The organism is Selenomonas sputigena ATCC 35185, from assembly GCF_000208405.1.
In the GTDB taxonomy this organism is placed as follows: Bacteria; Bacillota; Negativicutes; order Selenomonadales; family Selenomonadaceae; genus Selenomonas; species Selenomonas sputigena.
Genome location: NC_015437.1, coordinates 154371 through 169174, shown reverse-complemented (window position 1 = coordinate 169174; position 14804 = coordinate 154371). Strand labels below are relative to the sequence as shown.

Genomic DNA, 14804 nt, shown 5'->3' with positions numbered 1-14804 from the left:
GAAATCAACATGAGGCGGTATATTACCATTCATGGCAATATGCCGCCTCATGACATTACTCCTCAGATTCCGCCTCAGCAAAAAGAATCGTCGTCGGCAGACCGAACGAAGAATATTTCCCGTCGTCCGTCAAAAGAACGTCGCCGCCACGAAGTTCGTGAGGTTCGCCAAAGGCTCGGGATAGACGCCGAGGGCGAGCGTCAGGGCGACGCTCACGAGGACGCAGGCGCGAAGTGCGCCCGAGATCTTTACGGGTTCTTTCGGGCCTTCGCCGAGGTACATCGCCTTGACGACGAGCAGGTAGTAGTAGACCGAGATCATCGACATGATGAAGCCGACGAAGGCGAGCCACAGGCCGCCCTGATCGACGACCGCCGTGAAGAGGTAGAGCTTCCCGGCGAAGCCCGCCGTCGGCGGGATGCCCGCCATCGAGAGCAGCGAGATCGTCATGACGGCGGCGAGGACGGGCGCAGTTCTCGCGAGTCCCGTGACGTTCGCCATGTCGGGCTTGCCGCGCTGCGCCTCGACAGCGGTCAGCACGGCGAAAGCGCCGATGTTCGCAAAGGCATAGAGCGCGAGGTAGAAGAGCAGCGCCTTCATGCCCGCCGCATCCGCCGCGACGACGCCGACGAGCATGTAGCCGACCTGCGCGATGGAAGAATATGCGAGCATGCGCTTCACGTCGTCCTGCACGATCGCCATGACATTGCCGCCGACCATTGAGACGGCGGCGAGAATGGCCAAAAGCGAGAGCCACATGCCGCCCAACGGCGGGAATACCGCCAAGACAAGGCGCAGGAGAACGGCGAAAGCCGCCGCCTTCGATCCCATGGCGAGGAGCGCGGCGACAGGCGCGGGCGCTCCCTCGTAGACGTCGGGCGCCCACATGTGGAACGGTATCATCGACAGCTTGAAGAAGATGCCGGCAAAGACGAGCGCCATGCCGACGATGCCGAGCGGCGTGAAGAGCTGCGGGCTGCTCACGACCGCCGCAAAGCGCAGGCTGCCCGCCGCGCCGTAGATGAAGCTGACGCCGAAGAAGAGGATCGCGGACGCCGCCGCGCCCAAGACGAGGTACTTGATCGCCGCCTCGCTCGAAAGCGCATCACGCTGGCGGAGTCCGACGAACACATAGAAGGAGATCGTCATAAGCTCCAGCCCGATGTAAAGCGTGAGGAAGTCGTTCGCCGAAGCCATGACGCACATGCCGAGCACGGCGAAGACGAGGATCGCGTAGAACTCCGCACGAGAGCGCAGAAGCCTTTCGACATAGTCGCTCGAAAAGAGCACGACGAGCGCCGCGCTCAAAATGAAGAGCTGCTTGAAGAAGACGGCGTAATTGTCCACGACGTAAAGCCCCGCGTAGAAGGACGCCGCCTCGCCGCCCCGATAAAAAGAAAAGCCGTAGGCGAAGAGCGCGAGAAGCGCGACGACCGAGATCGCCGCGAGACTCGTGCGCGATTCCTTCTTCGGCAGCAGCACGCCCATCGCCAAGAAGAGCAGGGCGAGCGCAAGAAGACCAAGCTCCATGCCGATTGCTGAAAAATCCATGCTCAGTCCCCCCCTAAAAAGAAGCCGATCCGGCTCAACTGGTCAAGCATTGGCTGCAAAGGCTCCGTCCCCGTCGAAATCAGCCCCAGGAGGAGATGCGGGAACACGCCGAAGCCCACGAGAGCGACGCCCAAGAGCACGAGCGGCACAAGCTCCGCGCCGCGCATGTCGCGGTACGCGTCGAACTTCTTGTCCGCCGGGCCGAAGAGCACCTTGGCGAGAAGCCGCAGCACATAGAGCGCCGTGAAGATGATGCCGGCGATGGCGAGCACCGCGAGAATCGGGAACTCGGCAAATACGCCGACGAAGATCGTGAACTCCGGCACGAAGCCGATGAGTCCCGGCAGTCCCAAGGACGCCATGCCCGCGAGCATGAAGCCCGTAGAGAGGCGCGGCATCTGGTAGGCAAGCCCCTTGAGATCGTCAACCGTGCGAAGATGCGTCTTTTCATAGATGAAGCCGATCATCGCGAAGAAGAGCGCGCTCATCACGCCGTGCGCCACCATGTTGGCAACCGCGCCCGAGACGCTGACGACATTCAGTGCCGCGAAGCCCAAGAGCACATAGCCCATGTGCGACACCGACGAGTAGCCGACGACGTACTTCAAATCCTTCTGCACGAGCGCGATGTAAGCGGCGTAGAGCACGTTGCACATCGCGAGGAACGCGATCAAGGGCGCCCAGAATTTCGCGCCCAAAGGCAGCACGAGAAGCCCGATGCGGATGAGGCCGTAGCCGCCGATCTTCTTCAGAACGCCCGCATGGATCATCGACACCGCCGTCGGTGCGCCCGCGTAGCCGTCGGGCGACCAGCTGTGGAACGGGAACATGGAAAGCAACGAGCCGAAGCCGATGAGGAGCAGGAGAAACGCGCCGATCTGGAAGCCCGGGCTGAAGTGTCCTCCTTGCGCCGCGAGCGCGAGCATCTGCATGTCGAACGTGCGGCTTCCTGCGGGGAACGCCGTGAGGTAGAGCCAGACGACGCCGACGAGCAAGAATGCCGAGCCGAGCAGCAGGTAGATCGTGAGCTTCATGCCCGCGTATTCCTTCGTCACGCGCTTCGTCGAGCCGAAGAGAATGACGAGAATGTAGATCGGAATGACGACGACCTCGTAGCACAAGAGGAAGATGAAGAGATCGTTGGCGACGAAGGTGCCTGTGACGCCTGCGATCAAGATGAGCAGCAGGATGAAGAACTCCTTCGAGCGCTCCTCGACATGCCACGAGGAAAAGACCGCCGACACGCCGATCAGCTCCGTCAAGAGGAGCAGCGGCAAGGAGATGCCGTCGACGCCGAGCGCGTAGGAAACGCCGAGATCGGTGATCCACGGCACGCGCTCCGTATACTGCATGCCGCCCGCCGCGAGGTCATAGCCGAAGTACGCCCAAACGGAAAGCGCGAACGAGAACGCCATGGCGGCAGCTGCCACGATGCGGATGGCGGAGCGCGACTCGCGGTTCAAGAAGCAAAGGAGAAGCGCCGCCGCCAAGGGCGTGAGCAGGATGACCGACAAAACGGGAAAGTCCATCAGAAGCCACCTCCCACGAAAGCTGTGCCGCCCGCACAGTAAACACCCAGAAGCGCGAGCAGGACAGCGCCGACGATGACGACCGTCGCATAGAACTGCGTCTGCCCCGTCTCAAAGAAGGAGAGAACGCCGCTCAAGAGGCGTACAAAGAGAGCGAGAAGGTTCACCAGCCCATCGACGATGTAGATGTCGATCCAGTAGAAGACCCTGCCGCAGCCGTCGACGAAAACCTTGCGAAGTCCCGCATAAATCTCGTCGATATAGTATTTGTGATAGCTGAGCGTGTAGAAAATGCCGAGCCGTTCTGCGATTGCATCGGCAGAAACGACCTTCTTCACATAGACGAGGTAGGCGATGGCGAGCGCGAGGAGCGTCAAAGCGGTCGAAATGCCGGCGACCGTCGGATCGATCGCGCCCTCGTGCGCGTGCCCGAAGTAGACCCACGAGCCGAAGCCCCACGCATGACCCAGAAAGCCGCTGACGACGGCGAGCACCGCGAGGATGAGGAGCGGCAAGCGCATCCACCAACCCGCTTCGTGCGCGTGGTACGCCGTGCCCGTGCGGCAGTCGCCGAGGAAGGCGACGAAAAGCAGCCGCGCCATGTAGAGCGCCGTCATGAAAGCTGTGACGGTCGCGAGGACGTAGAGCGGCGTCGAGACTTCCGCCGCCGCAAAGAGGATCTCATCCTTCGAGAAGAAGCCCGCGAAAGGCGGCAGACCAGAGATCGCGAGAACGCCGATCGTCATCACGGCGAACGTCCACGGCATCTTCTTCCAAAGCCCGCCCATGCGGAAGATGTCCGCCTCGTCGGCGAGCGCGTGCATGACAGCGCCCGCCGAGAGGAACAGGAGCGCCTTGAAGAAGGCGTGCGTCATGAGATGGAACATCGAGGCCGTCAGCGAGCCGACGCCGAGCGCGAGCATCATGTAGCCGAGCTGGCTGACCGTCGAATAGGCGAGGATGCGCTTGATCTCGCGCTGCGTCAAGGCGATGCTCGCGGCGAAGATCGCCGTGAAACCGCCGACCCAGGCGATCAAATCCATGAGGAAGGGCGACGCCGCGAAGATGAAATAGGAACGCGCGACGAGGTAGACGCCCGCGACGACCATCGTCGCCGCATGAATGAGCGCGGAGACGGGCGTCGGGCCTTCCATCGCGTCGGGCAGCCAGACGTGCAGCGGGAATTGGCCCGATTTTCCAATCGGCCCGATGAAGATAAGGAAGCCCGCGACGGTCAAGAATACCGTGCCGAGCGTCAAGACCTCAAGCGGCACGAGCATGCGCAGGTTCAAAAAGTCGAGCGTGCCGAAGTGAATCTGCAAGAGCAGGATGCCGAGGAGCAGACCGAAGTCGCCGACGCGCGTCGTGATGAACGCCTTCTTCGCGGCCTCCCGCGCCGATACGCGCTGATAGTAGAAACCGATCAGAAGGTACGAACAGAGTCCGACGCCCTCCCAGAAGACGTAGAGCTGCAGGAAGTTCGACGCGAGCACGAGCCCGAGCATCGACGCGACAAAGAGCGAGATGAACGAGAAGAAGCGCCCCATGCCGGGATCGTCCTTCATGTAGCCGACGGAATAGATGGCGACGCAAAGCGATACCGTCGTGACGACGAAGAGCATCATCGCCGTGATGGGATCGACGAGGACGCCCATCTCCAGGACGAGGCTGCCGACCGTCATCCAAGCGGTCTTCGCGACATACGGCGCTTCTACCGTGATCGGCGTGGAGAGAACCTCGGCGATGACACCGCCCGAGAGCGCGAAGCTCGCGGCGATTGCGGTGACGACGAGCGCCGCCGCAAGGCGCCCCAAAGCACGCAGAAAGCCCGCGAGGACGAAGGCGATTCCCGGCAGGAGCGGTATGAGCCACGCATGGTGCAGGGCGAAAGAGGAAAACATTGTGCCACCTCCTAGCCTTTCATGCGCTGCAGCGCATCGAGCGAAATCGTATGGCGGTCATGGTAGATGCGGAACGCGAGCGCAAGCCCCACGGCGATCTCCGCCGCACCGACCATCAGAGAGAAGATGGCCAGAAGCTGCCCTTCGAGCGCATCGACCGGCAGAAAGCGGTTGAAGGCGACGAGATTGAGATTCGCCGCGTTCAGCATCAGCTCGATGCTCATGAGCACGACGATGAGGTTTCTCTTTTGGATGAGCCCGAAAAGACCGATGGAAAAGAGGATTGCCGCCAGTATGAGATAATGCAGGAGACCTACGCTCATTGTCCTTCCTCCTTTGCCAAAACAATCGCGCCGACGAGAGCCGCCAGAAGGAGCGCCGCCGCCAGCTCGAACGTCATCACATACTCGCCGAGCATGAGGTCGGCGAGCTTTTCAATCGAATTGCCGGCAGGCGCTTCCATGACCTCCGCGAACGGCGTCACATAGACCGCCGAGAATACGACGGCGAAGAAGAGAGCGGCAGCGACGGGCGCGGCGAACCATCGCGCATTGTCGGGACTCGTCTCCTCGCCCGGCGTATGGCGCGTGAGCATGACGCCCAAGACGATGAGCACGGCGACGCCGCCCGCGTAGATCATGAGCTGTGCCGCGCCGAGAAAGTCCGCGCCGAGCTGGAAGTAAAGGCACGCGATGCCGATGAACGTGACGGTCAGAAGAAGCGCCGCATGGACGAGCTTCTTCGCGAGCACCACGCCGAGCGCGCCTGCGAGCGTGACGGCCGCCAAGAGATAAAAGGCGCCTGTGTTCAGGAAATCACTCATGCGGCTCGCCCCCTTCCTTCTTTTTCTCCCTTTCCTCCGCTACCGCATCGTACCGCATATCTTCCTTGAAGTACGACGCGATTGCAAAATTCTTATCCCAGGAAATCGCCTTTGGCGGGCAGACCTCGACGCATATACCGCAGTAGATGCAGCGCCCGATATCGTGCCAGTACTCCGCCATGTGGCGCTTCTTCGCCTCGTCCGTCACTATATGAAGGTCGAGCGCCTTGTTCGGGCAGTTCGTCGCGCACAGGCGGCACGAAATGCACTTTTCTGCTTCCATCGCCAGATGTCCGCCGCGAAAGCGCTCGGTCATCGGAATCTTCTCCTCGGGATAGGAAACGGTTTCCTTCTTGCCCCAGAGGTGACCCCAGGTCACGCCGAGGCCCTTGGTCAATCCTTTGCCCCACAAAGTTCCTCACTCCTTTCGCCGAAACGCTTCCTAAAACATCTGCCAGAGCATCATGCCGATGCCCGTCAAGAGGACGTTGAGCATCGCCACGGGCAGGAGGAGCTTCCAGCCGAAGGCGATCTGATGGTCGATGCGAAAGCGCGGGAACGTCCAGCCGACCCATTGGAAGATGACGACCATGACGAACGCCTTGAGGAAGAACCAGAAGATGCCCGGCAGAAAAGCCGGCCCCTGCCAGCCGCCCAAGAAGAGCGTCGTCACGAGAATCGCGATGGAAAGGAGGTTCGCGAACTCCGCGAGGAAAAAGAGCGCCCAGCGCATGCCGCTGTACTCCGTGAAGGGGCCGGCGATGATCTCCGACTCGCCCTCCAAGAGATTGAACGGCGGACGATTGCTCTCCGCGATCATGCAGATGAAGACGATGAGGAACGCGAGCGGCTGCTTGAAGATGTACCAGCAATCCGCCTGCGCCTCGACGATGCGGCTCATGTCCAAGGAGCCTGCGAGCATGACGACGCCCATGAGAGCGAAGCCGAGCGGCAGTTCATACGTCAGAAGCTGCGCGACGGCACGCATCGAGCCGATGAGTCCATACTTGCTGTTCGACGCGAAGCCGCCCATGAAGAACGGCAGAACCGCCTGCGCCGAGATGGCGAGCAGGAGGAACAGCCCGATGTTCACATCGGCGAAGACGACGCCCGCATCGAACGGATAGAAAGCGTAAAGGAGAGCCGCCGGCACGAAGACGAGGATCGGCGACAGACTCCAGACGATGCGGTCGGCGCCGTCCGGCATGATATCCTCCTTGCTGAGGAGCTTCATGGCGTCCGCCACGGGCTGCAAAAGCCCGCCCGGCCCCACGCGGTTCGGCCCCAAGCGCACCTGGATGAAGGCGCAGACCTTGCGCTCGCCGAAGGTGAAGACGAGAGCCGCATTCATGACGACCATCAAGAGAACGGCGATGCCGAGAAACGTCATGACGACCTCGGCGAGAAAAGCGTCGCCGAGCGCCCCCGTCAGGAAGATCCGCAGTTCGTTGATATAGGAATAGACGATGCCCGTTTCCATCTTTGCACCCCCTAGCAGTCGACCTCGCCCATCAGCGGGTCGAGCGTCGAATAGACGACAACGGAGTCGGCGACAAGCGTGCCGCGGCACAGGGGATCGAGCGCCTGCAGGTTCACGAAGGACGGCCGGCGGATGTGCACGCGGTAAGGCTTCGCCGTGCCGTCGCTCACGATGTAAAAGCCCAGCTCGCCGCGCGTGTTCTCGACGCGGTGGTAGACCGATCCCTTCGGCGGACGAAGATTCGGCGAGACGACCTTGCGGCACGAGCCTTCGGGCATCTCCTTCAAGGCCTGTCGGATGATCTTCGCGCTCTCGCCGATCTCCTTGAGGCGCACCTCGTAGCGATCCCAGTCGTCGCCGAGCGTGCCGACGGGTACCTCGAAGTCGAGGCGGTCGTAGACGCTGTACGGCTCGACGCGGCGGATATCGTAGGCGACGCCCGTCGCGCGCAGATTCGCACCCGAGAGCGACAAGGCTTTCGCCTCCTCTGCCGTCATGGGCGAGACGCCCTTCATACGCGCATAGAAGATCTCGTTGCCCGTGATGAGATTGTCGTATTCTTCGAGCATTTCGGGCACATAGTCGAGGAAAGCCTGCGTCTTCTCGATGAATTCTTCCGTCGCGTCGAAGGCGACGCCGCCGAGGCGGATGTAACTCGTCGACATGCGCGCGCCGCATATAAGATCAAAGAGGTCGAGCACCTTTTCGCGGTCGCGGAACGCGTAGACGAAGGCCGTCGCCGCGCCGAGATCGTTGAGAAGCGTGCCGATGAAGACGAGGTGGCTCGCGATGCGGTTCAGCTCCGCCGCGATGACGCGCAGATACTCGGCGCGAAGCGGCACGCGGATGCCCGCGAGCTTCTCCACCGCCGTACACCAAGCGAGGTTGTTGTTCATCGAAGAAACGTAATCGAGCTTGTCCGTATAGGGCAGGCACTGCGCGTAAGTGCGCGACTCCATGAGCTTTTCGATGCCGCGGTGAAGGTAGCCGAGGATCGGCTTCGCACGCTCGATGCGCTCGCCCGAAAGCTCCAGCTCGACCTGCAGCACGCCGTGCGTGCTCGGGTGCTGCGGCCCCATGTTCAGGATGTAGGTGCTTTTTTCAGCCATACGAGCTTGCCTCCCTCCATTTTCGGCACGGGCGCGACGAAATCCTTGCGCAGAGGATGCGCGGGATAGTTGTCGGGCATGAGAATCCTTCGAAGATCGGGATGACTCAAGAACTCCACGCCCATGAGGTCGTAGACCTCGCGCTCCTCGAACTCCGCCCCCGGGTACAGCGATGTCGCCGACTCGATGACGGGCGCGGCAGAGTCGAGCGCAGCCTTGACTTCAAGTTTTACATTCTCTTCCATATTATAGAGATGGTAGACCATCTCGATATGATCCTTCCAGTCGACCGCCGTGAGATTGCCGAGGCGGTCGAAGCCCTCCTTCTCCTTGAGAGCGCGCAGCACGGCAGGAAAGTCCGCCGCCGTGACGATGAACGCAGGCTCTTCCGCCTCCGCGTCAAACGTCGCTTTGGGGAAGACCTCGACGAGCTTTGCCAGCCGCTCCTTGGAAAAATACTGCGTCCTCATCGCGCCTCACCTCCCGCCCGCTTCGCAAGCTCGGGATGCTGAATCTTGTTGCGCAGCTTGATCATCGCGTCGATCAGAGCCTCGGGACGCGGCGGGCAGCCTGGCAGATAGAGGTCGACGGGCAGTACCTCGTCGAGGCACTTGACCGTCGCGTAGGAGTCCGTGAAAGGCCCGCCGTGGATATTGCAGTTGCCCATCGCGATGACGTACTTCGGCTCGGGCATCTCCTCGTAGAGACGGATGAGCGGCGGCGTCATCTTCCACGTCAAAGTTCCCGCAACGATCAGGAGATCCGCTTGGCGCGGACATGCGCGGAAAACCTCGTAGCCAAAGCGAGCGAGGTCGAAGCGCGACGCCGCCGTCGCCATCATCTCGATGGAGCAGCACGCAAGCCCCGAGGCCAGCGGCCAGATCGAGCGCGAGCGCGCCCACTTGAACACCGCATCGACCGAGGTCACGATCACATTCTCCCTGAGCGCGGCAGGGACGATGTCCACTACTTCCATGCGAGATCCCCCTTCCTCCATGCGTACCAAAGGCCAAGAGCCAAGATTCCAAGAAAGACAAACATTTCCAAAAATGCGAAAAGTCCGAGTCGGTTGAACGACACTGCCCACGGATAGAGGAATACCGTCTCAACGTCGAAGAGGAGGAACGCGAGCGCGTAGCGGAAGTAACCGACATGGTACTGCACATCGCTCGATCCGACCGTATCGACGCCACACTCATACGGCTTCTGCTTCTCCGGCGTCGGCTGCCGCGGCTGCAATATGCGCGCGGGCGCGAGAACCATGAAGGGAAACGCAATCGCCACGATGAGAAAGAGTCCAAGTCCGCCGAATTCTCCCATAGAAACTCCCCCTTTTATTAATAACTATTAGTTATGATTTAATAAGCTGCGATGATTATTAAGTATAGGATTTATGCGGAATATTGTCAAGGAAACAATGGCAAACTTTCAGGACACAGGACATAGAGAAGCCTAGCCAAGCGGTCTGCGCCTTCGGGTATGATCTCTTAGGGCTTCACGCTAAACTTTCAGGAAGTATATTCAGCCACCACACGAAGCTCTTCGGGACACGCACTCAGGCGTAATATAAATTGGAAAGAAAATAAAAAAAGGCTGTGCATACGGCGAATTCGACTATGCGCAGCCTTTTATATATCCCGAGGTATCGTATAATGTACGCTCAATCTTTGACGAGTGCGGCATACTTCGCACGCTCGTCCATAGGAATCTGCAGTACATCCATCGCCTTTTCCAGTGAAATGCCCATATTTTTCATCATATTGCGAATGGAGGAAGCCAATCCTTCGGCTTTTCCTTCCTTAAAGCCTTCTTTTCGCTCCTCCATCATCTTCATTGCAAAAGTCATGTAGCTCACCCTCTCTTCGTTCTCTTCCTTGATCCTCCGAATCTCCTCGTCGATTGCCCGCACGAGGGGATCATTGCATACGATACCGTTCACATAGTCGAGAAATGCCTTGATGCTCTCATCCACATCGTTCAGCGTACCCTTGGCGTTCAAGAATATCTTCGCTGCGTCGTCGGATAGCTCAAGTGTCTTGTCCTCTGCACAGAAATTGCGGAAAGTGTAGATGTGCCGCCCTTTGCCGAAAGGGTCGAACGGGCAGATGAAAATGATGATGGTCTTGTTCAGGTCGTCATAATCAGCGCCCGTCTCCAGAAGGTCGGCATCGATCATCGCCTGATAGTAGCGCGTGCGCTTGAAGAGGCTCTTGCCTTCCGGCATACGAACCTGCATTTCGATATTGTAGACCGTATTCGCGTCGTCGCGCACGTAAACGTCCATGCGGATGCCCTTGCCTTGATAGCGCACGTCCACAGATTTTTCTGTTTCTAAATAATGGATGTCCGCAATCTCCACGTGCAGGATGCTCTGCAGCAGGCTCAGACATATACGCTTGACGCCCATGATGAGCTTGAACATGTAGTCGTCCTGAATCGTCAGCTCTTCCCACGGCTTGATACGATACATCGGCTTCATCTCCCGATCTATTCTCTATATTTTATATTATACCATGAGACTCGCATACAAAAAAGAGCCGCCGCACAGAATCCTGTGCAGCGGCTCCGCTGCTGCCGTGTGTCCTGTCCTCACTCGGAGATCGCGGATGCCGCGCTCTCCTCTGCCTGCATTTCCGTCTCGTAGTCCGTGACGCCCCGCGCGATGGCGCGTGCGAAGACGTCGGCTTTTTCTATGAGCAGCTTTGCTTCGGGCAGATAGTCGATGAACGCCATCTCGACGAGTACGGCGGGCATCGCGGTCGCGTGGAGCACGATGAGTTCGGGGCGCTCCTTGACGCCGCGATCCGCTGTGCCGAGCGACGTCGTGATCTGCCAGCCGATGGCGCGCGCGAGTCTTTCCGCCCTCGTGCCGCGCTCATAGATGAGCGTCTCCGTGCCGTGCGCCTCGCCGTCCGCCGCGTTGCAGTGCAGGCTGATGAAGATGTCAGCGCACCACTTGTTCGCCTCGTCCGTCACGGCGGCATTCCAGCGCTCAAGATGGCGGCTCTCCCAAGCGAGATTGTCGCTCTGCATGAGGAATACCTCGATGCCGACAAGCTCCAGATAGAGCTTCACGCGCTCGCCGATGTCGGCGGCGACGTCGCATTCTCGAAGCCCCAGCTCCTCATTGACGGCGCCGCTGTCGTACAGAGGGTCGTGCCCCGGATTCAAAAATACACGCATTTTCCCACTCCTTTTCTCATGGCATCTTTCAGCGCTTTTATCCGACGAAAGTTTCTTCTTGCGTCTCGCGGGCATACATGCAGTAGAAAAGAAGGATATATCTCCCTCCTGCGTAAAAAGTTTCTTAGGCCTTTTCTTCGTATATAAGATGTAGGATAGTCCTATATATTCTTCCCTAAAGAACCTTTTCCAAAAATTGTTTTTTAACGATAGAGCAAGAAAGGAGAAGAATTGTGGCACGAGTCTTTGCTTATGGAACGCTGGCAGTTCCAATGCGACGGCTTGCATCCATCAGCGCTTCCCGAAGGAACCCATCCGAGAAAATCGGAAGAGAAAGGTTGGTGTATCATGGGCTTCTTTCAGAAAGAGAAAGCCGCAGCCATGCCCGCCGCTGCACAATCACAAGGAGCGGCGGACGACATTCGGAGATTGGAGCAATATCTGAAGACGCTTGCCTCGGGCAAGCTCGAAACCCCGCCGCCCCAGGTGAGGGACGCCTCCCTGCAGCCCTTGGCGGCAGCTCTGCAGGCTTTCGCCGCACAGCAGGAACAGCAGGCGCACGACATCACGCTGATGCTGAACGACAGCCTCGCAAGCCAGATCCATGCCTCCATCATGCTCAACAAGCTGTTCTTCAACTTGACAGACATCGCGAGCGGCGTGCAGGAAGTCATGAGCGTCATACGCACTCTGGCGGAATCGATCAACGACATCGCCTCCATGTCGACCAACATCGCCGAGCAGACGAATTCGGGACAGACTACGATGAACGCGGCGGGCGCGACGATCATGGAGATGTCTGCCGGCAACAAGGTCGTCGGCGAGAGCATCGGCCTCATGGTGCAGCGCATGGAGACGCTGACAAGTTCGACGGCGAACATCCATACGCTCGTGGCGACGGTCAACGGCATTTCCGAGCAGACAAATCTGCTCGCCCTCAACGCCTCCATCGAGGCGGCGCGCGCAGGCGAGCACGGGCGCGGCTTCGCCGTCGTCGCCGAGGAAGTCCGAAAGCTCGCCGTGCAGTCGAAGGAGTCGGTCGAGGAGATTCGCGCCCAGCTCACGTCCATCCAAAACGAGGTCAAGAACCTCGGCGGGCAATTCGACTCGATGGACGAAACCTTCACGAAGAACTCGGAAAACATCGAGGCGACGGAGCAGCAGGCAGGCGCAATCCGCGACACCTTCACGGACATCAGTACGGCGATGGAAAAACTCGCGCCGTTCGCAGAACAGCAGTCGGCTTCTTTCGAGGAGATGACGGCATCGCTGAGTCAGGCGGTCGACAATATGCACACGGCGAAAAACGAGTCCAAGGAATGCAACACAGGGCTCTTCCATGTGCTCATGGAATCGAGCGCCGTGCGCACGAACTTCCTCAAGAACGGGCTCTCACTCACCTCGAATGAGCTCCTAGACCTCGCCAGGACCGACCATCTGATCTGGTTTGCACGCATCAACCAGATGCTCCTCGGCAACCTGCAGCTCAACTCCGCCGACGTCATCAACCATGAGACCTGCCGCCTCGGTCATTGGTACTCGGGCGAAGGGCGCACGAAGTACGGCGGCACGCCTGTATTTGAAAATCTCGATGCCGCGCACGCGCGATTCCACCAGCTCTGCGCCGAAGCCATCGACGCCTACAACAACCACAACGAATACAAGGTGCGAAGCCTCCTGCCGGAAATCGAGAGCGTTTCCGAAGAAGTCCTAGGCGCCTTGGATCATTTGAAGACCACGTGACCGCATACAGAAAGAGCCGCCCTCTGGAAGCATTCTCGCTTCCAGAGGGCGGCTCTGCTGTTTTCCTGTAGTTTACGCTTCGTCTGGTTTTGCGTTCCAGACGAGGAGCGCGAGGAGCGTCGAGAGAAGCGCTGCACCGACCCAAAATTCCGTGGCGTAGCCGAAATCGTAAATCTTCTCGCCGCCGACGGTCGTGATCGTCATGAGCTTGCCCGTGACGAACTCCTGAATCGCCGCGCCCGCGTAAGACAGGAGACCGATCATGCCCATCGCCGCGCCCGTGACGCGCTTCGGCACGATGTCGACTGCCATGAGTCCGCCCATGTAGCAGACGAGCGCACCCATCGTGAAGCCGTAGAAGGTCATGCAGAAGAGATCCATGTAGAACGACTGCGGTGCCCAGACGAAGCCCGCGATCGAAGCCGTGTAGAGAAGGCCGTAGATGAGCGCCGGCATGTTGCGCTTCGAGTGGAAGAAGCGGTCGGAGATCCAGCCGCAGAGAAGTGCGCCGAAGATGCCCGCGACCTGCATGTACGCCATGACGCCCGCCGCGCCCATGATGTCGTAGCCCTTATGACTCGTCAGATAAACGACGCCCCAGCTCTCGACCGCATAGCGTGCGATGTAAACGCAAAGAGACGAAAGACCGAGAATCCAGACCGCGGGGTTCTTGACGACGGCGTTCCACTGCATCGAGCCGACGGAGCGCGTCTTTTCCTCATCGACCTGCGCCTGCGTCTTCTCGCCGTAGAGAACAGCGCCATTCGGCAGGCCGCGCGTCTCGGGACGGTCGCTCATGCCGAGGTAGATGAAGATGGTGCCGACGAGCGAGATGAGGCCGGCCGCGATGAAGCCCATCGACCAGCTGTAGGCACTGACGATGGCCGCGATCGCAAAGTAGGCGAACGATGAGCCGAGGTTGTGGCTCGTGAACCAGACGCCGTAAAGTGTGCCGCGCATACGGTTACTGAACCATTGGTTCAAGGAGACAATCGACGGCCCTGCGCCGTAGGACTGGAACCAGCCGTTGATGCCCCAGAGCACGGCGAGCGGCACGAACGAGTTCACGAGACCCATCGCCGCCATCGTCACGGACGACATGAAGAGACCGAAAGCGAAGAACCGCTTGTTGTTCATGCGGTCGGCGAGGAAGCTGTTCGTGAACTTGCCAAGACCGTACGTTACGAAGAAGATCGAACCGATGATGCCGACCTGCGTGGGATCGACCGCGCCCGACGCCAGGAGCGGCTTCTTGATGACGGAATAGCTCTGACGGATGATGTAGTAGAAGGCGTAGCCGATCGTGATGGAAGCGAAGACGCGCCAACGCAGGCTGTAGAAGATGCTCTTCGCCTTCTCCGCATCCTGCATGGGCGGCGCATCCGGCGCCGTGAGGAAAAGTTTGTTGATAAAAGCAAGCATGGGATATTCTCCTTTCCCAGAATCGAAATACTCTTGCTTATTATTATTTCATATAGAGAAAAG

At 59.5% G+C, this 14804-nt stretch carries 15 protein-coding genes; 1 reads left to right on the top strand and 14 read right to left on the bottom strand.

The genetic code is table 11. The features are described 5' to 3' along the window. Nucleotides 1-129: 129 nt before the first annotated feature. The 13 genes from SELSP_RS00755 to SELSP_RS00695 form a co-directional block, all read right to left on the bottom strand. Entirely contained in the window at nucleotides 130-1551 is a 1422-nt protein-coding gene (locus tag SELSP_RS00755; protein WP_006192801.1) for an NADH-quinone oxidoreductase subunit N, read from the bottom strand. Between the two features lie 2 nt (nucleotides 1552-1553). Next, on the bottom strand, nucleotides 1554-3080 hold the full coding sequence (locus SELSP_RS00750; protein ID WP_006192800.1) for a complex I subunit 4 family protein: 1527 nt from the start codon (nucleotides 3078-3080) through the stop codon (nucleotides 1554-1556). Beyond that, nucleotides 3080-4981 (bottom strand): NADH-quinone oxidoreductase subunit L, encoded by a 1902-nt coding sequence (nuoL, locus tag SELSP_RS00745; protein ID WP_006192799.1) that lies wholly within the window; start codon nucleotides 4979-4981, stop codon nucleotides 3080-3082. Before nuoL ends, SELSP_RS00750 begins: the two co-directional genes overlap by 1 nt. An 11-nt stretch (nucleotides 4982-4992) precedes the next feature. Further along, the gene (gene nuoK, locus SELSP_RS00740) at nucleotides 4993-5304 is read right to left on the bottom strand and encodes an NADH-quinone oxidoreductase subunit NuoK (RefSeq protein WP_006192798.1); all 312 of its coding nucleotides are present in this window, start codon (nucleotides 5302-5304) and stop codon (nucleotides 4993-4995) included. Beyond that, nucleotides 5301-5804 carry an NADH-quinone oxidoreductase subunit J family protein gene (locus SELSP_RS00735; protein WP_006192797.1) on the bottom strand — a complete coding sequence of 168 codons (504 nt, stop codon included), beginning with the start codon at nucleotides 5802-5804 and terminating at the stop codon, nucleotides 5301-5303. Before SELSP_RS00735 ends, nuoK begins: the two co-directional genes overlap by 4 nt. Then, nucleotides 5797-6201: a 4Fe-4S dicluster domain-containing protein gene (locus SELSP_RS00730; RefSeq protein ID WP_006192796.1), complete on the bottom strand. Its 405-nt coding sequence runs from the start codon at nucleotides 6199-6201 to the stop codon at nucleotides 5797-5799. Before SELSP_RS00730 ends, SELSP_RS00735 begins: the two co-directional genes overlap by 8 nt. Before the next feature lie 45 nt (nucleotides 6202-6246). Next, the gene (nuoH, locus tag SELSP_RS00725) at nucleotides 6247-7284 is read right to left on the bottom strand and encodes an NADH-quinone oxidoreductase subunit NuoH (RefSeq protein WP_006192795.1); all 1038 of its coding nucleotides are present in this window, start codon (nucleotides 7282-7284) and stop codon (nucleotides 6247-6249) included. 11 nt (nucleotides 7285-7295) lie between these two features. Next, on the bottom strand, nucleotides 7296-8393 hold the full coding sequence (locus SELSP_RS00720; protein ID WP_006192794.1) for an NADH-quinone oxidoreductase subunit D: 1098 nt from the start codon (nucleotides 8391-8393) through the stop codon (nucleotides 7296-7298). Continuing rightward, complete coding sequence (locus SELSP_RS00715; RefSeq protein ID WP_006192793.1) at nucleotides 8366-8863, bottom strand: NADH-quinone oxidoreductase subunit C; 498 nt, start codon at nucleotides 8861-8863, stop codon at nucleotides 8366-8368. Before SELSP_RS00715 ends, SELSP_RS00720 begins: the two co-directional genes overlap by 28 nt. After that, nucleotides 8860-9369: an NADH-quinone oxidoreductase subunit B gene (locus SELSP_RS00710; protein ID WP_006192792.1), complete on the bottom strand. Its 510-nt coding sequence runs from the start codon at nucleotides 9367-9369 to the stop codon at nucleotides 8860-8862. The genes SELSP_RS00715 and SELSP_RS00710 overlap by 4 nt, the downstream gene beginning before the upstream one ends. Beyond that, nucleotides 9360-9713, bottom strand: a complete 354-nt coding sequence (locus SELSP_RS00705) for an NADH-quinone oxidoreductase subunit A (protein ID WP_006192791.1) — start codon at nucleotides 9711-9713, stop codon at nucleotides 9360-9362. Before SELSP_RS00705 ends, SELSP_RS00710 begins: the two co-directional genes overlap by 10 nt. 340 nt (nucleotides 9714-10053) lie before the next feature. Beyond that, nucleotides 10054-10863: an Rpn family recombination-promoting nuclease/putative transposase gene (locus SELSP_RS00700; protein WP_013740504.1), complete on the bottom strand. Its 810-nt coding sequence runs from the start codon at nucleotides 10861-10863 to the stop codon at nucleotides 10054-10056. A 119-nt stretch (nucleotides 10864-10982) separates the two neighbouring features. Next, entirely contained in the window at nucleotides 10983-11576 is a 594-nt protein-coding gene (locus SELSP_RS00695) for an N-acetylmuramoyl-L-alanine amidase family protein (protein ID WP_013740503.1), read from the bottom strand. A gap of 348 nt (nucleotides 11577-11924) precedes the next feature. Between SELSP_RS00695 and SELSP_RS00690 the strand changes: the two genes are divergently transcribed. Further along, the gene (locus SELSP_RS00690; protein ID WP_006192787.1) at nucleotides 11925-13319 is read left to right on the top strand and encodes a methyl-accepting chemotaxis protein; all 1395 of its coding nucleotides are present in this window, start codon (nucleotides 11925-11927) and stop codon (nucleotides 13317-13319) included. Between the two features lie 72 nt (nucleotides 13320-13391). Here the strand turns inward: SELSP_RS00690 and SELSP_RS00685 are convergent, their stop codons facing one another. Continuing rightward, the gene (locus SELSP_RS00685; RefSeq protein WP_006192786.1) at nucleotides 13392-14741 is read right to left on the bottom strand and encodes an MFS transporter; all 1350 of its coding nucleotides are present in this window, start codon (nucleotides 14739-14741) and stop codon (nucleotides 13392-13394) included. Nucleotides 14742-14804: the final 63 nt, after the last annotated feature.

What these genes read in the sequence shown, in the direction of transcription:
- SELSP_RS00755 (WP_006192801.1), bottom strand. Translation starts at nt 1,551, where the DNA reads ATGGATTTTTCAGCAATCGGCATGGAGCTTGGTCTTCTTGCGCTCGCC.
- SELSP_RS00750 (WP_006192800.1), bottom strand. Translation starts at nt 3,080, where the DNA reads ATGGACTTTCCCGTTTTGTCGGTCATCCTGCTCACGCCCTTGGCGGCG.
- nuoL (WP_006192799.1), bottom strand. Translation starts at nt 4,981, where the DNA reads ATGTTTTCCTCTTTCGCCCTGCACCATGCGTGGCTCATACCGCTCCTG.
- nuoK (WP_006192798.1), bottom strand. Translation starts at nt 5,304, where the DNA reads ATGAGCGTAGGTCTCCTGCATTATCTCATACTGGCGGCAATCCTCTTT.
- SELSP_RS00735 (WP_006192797.1), bottom strand. Translation starts at nt 5,804, where the DNA reads ATGAGTGATTTCCTGAACACAGGCGCCTTTTATCTCTTGGCGGCCGTC.
- nuoH (WP_006192795.1), bottom strand. Translation starts at nt 7,284, where the DNA reads ATGGAAACGGGCATCGTCTATTCCTATATCAACGAACTGCGGATCTTC.
- SELSP_RS00720 (WP_006192794.1), bottom strand. Translation starts at nt 8,393, where the DNA reads ATGGCTGAAAAAAGCACCTACATCCTGAACATGGGGCCGCAGCACCCG.
- SELSP_RS00715 (WP_006192793.1), bottom strand. Translation starts at nt 8,863, where the DNA reads ATGAGGACGCAGTATTTTTCCAAGGAGCGGCTGGCAAAGCTCGTCGAG.
- SELSP_RS00710 (WP_006192792.1), bottom strand. Translation starts at nt 9,369, where the DNA reads ATGGAAGTAGTGGACATCGTCCCTGCCGCGCTCAGGGAGAATGTGATC.
- SELSP_RS00705 (WP_006192791.1), bottom strand. Translation starts at nt 9,713, where the DNA reads ATGGGAGAATTCGGCGGACTTGGACTCTTTCTCATCGTGGCGATTGCG.
- SELSP_RS00700 (WP_013740504.1), bottom strand. Translation starts at nt 10,863, where the DNA reads ATGTATCGTATCAAGCCGTGGGAAGAGCTGACGATTCAGGACGACTAC.
- SELSP_RS00695 (WP_013740503.1), bottom strand. Translation starts at nt 11,576, where the DNA reads ATGCGTGTATTTTTGAATCCGGGGCACGACCCTCTGTACGACAGCGGC.
- SELSP_RS00690 (WP_006192787.1), top strand. Translation starts at nt 11,925, where the DNA reads ATGGGCTTCTTTCAGAAAGAGAAAGCCGCAGCCATGCCCGCCGCTGCA.
- SELSP_RS00685 (WP_006192786.1), bottom strand. Translation starts at nt 14,741, where the DNA reads ATGCTTGCTTTTATCAACAAACTTTTCCTCACGGCGCCGGATGCGCCG.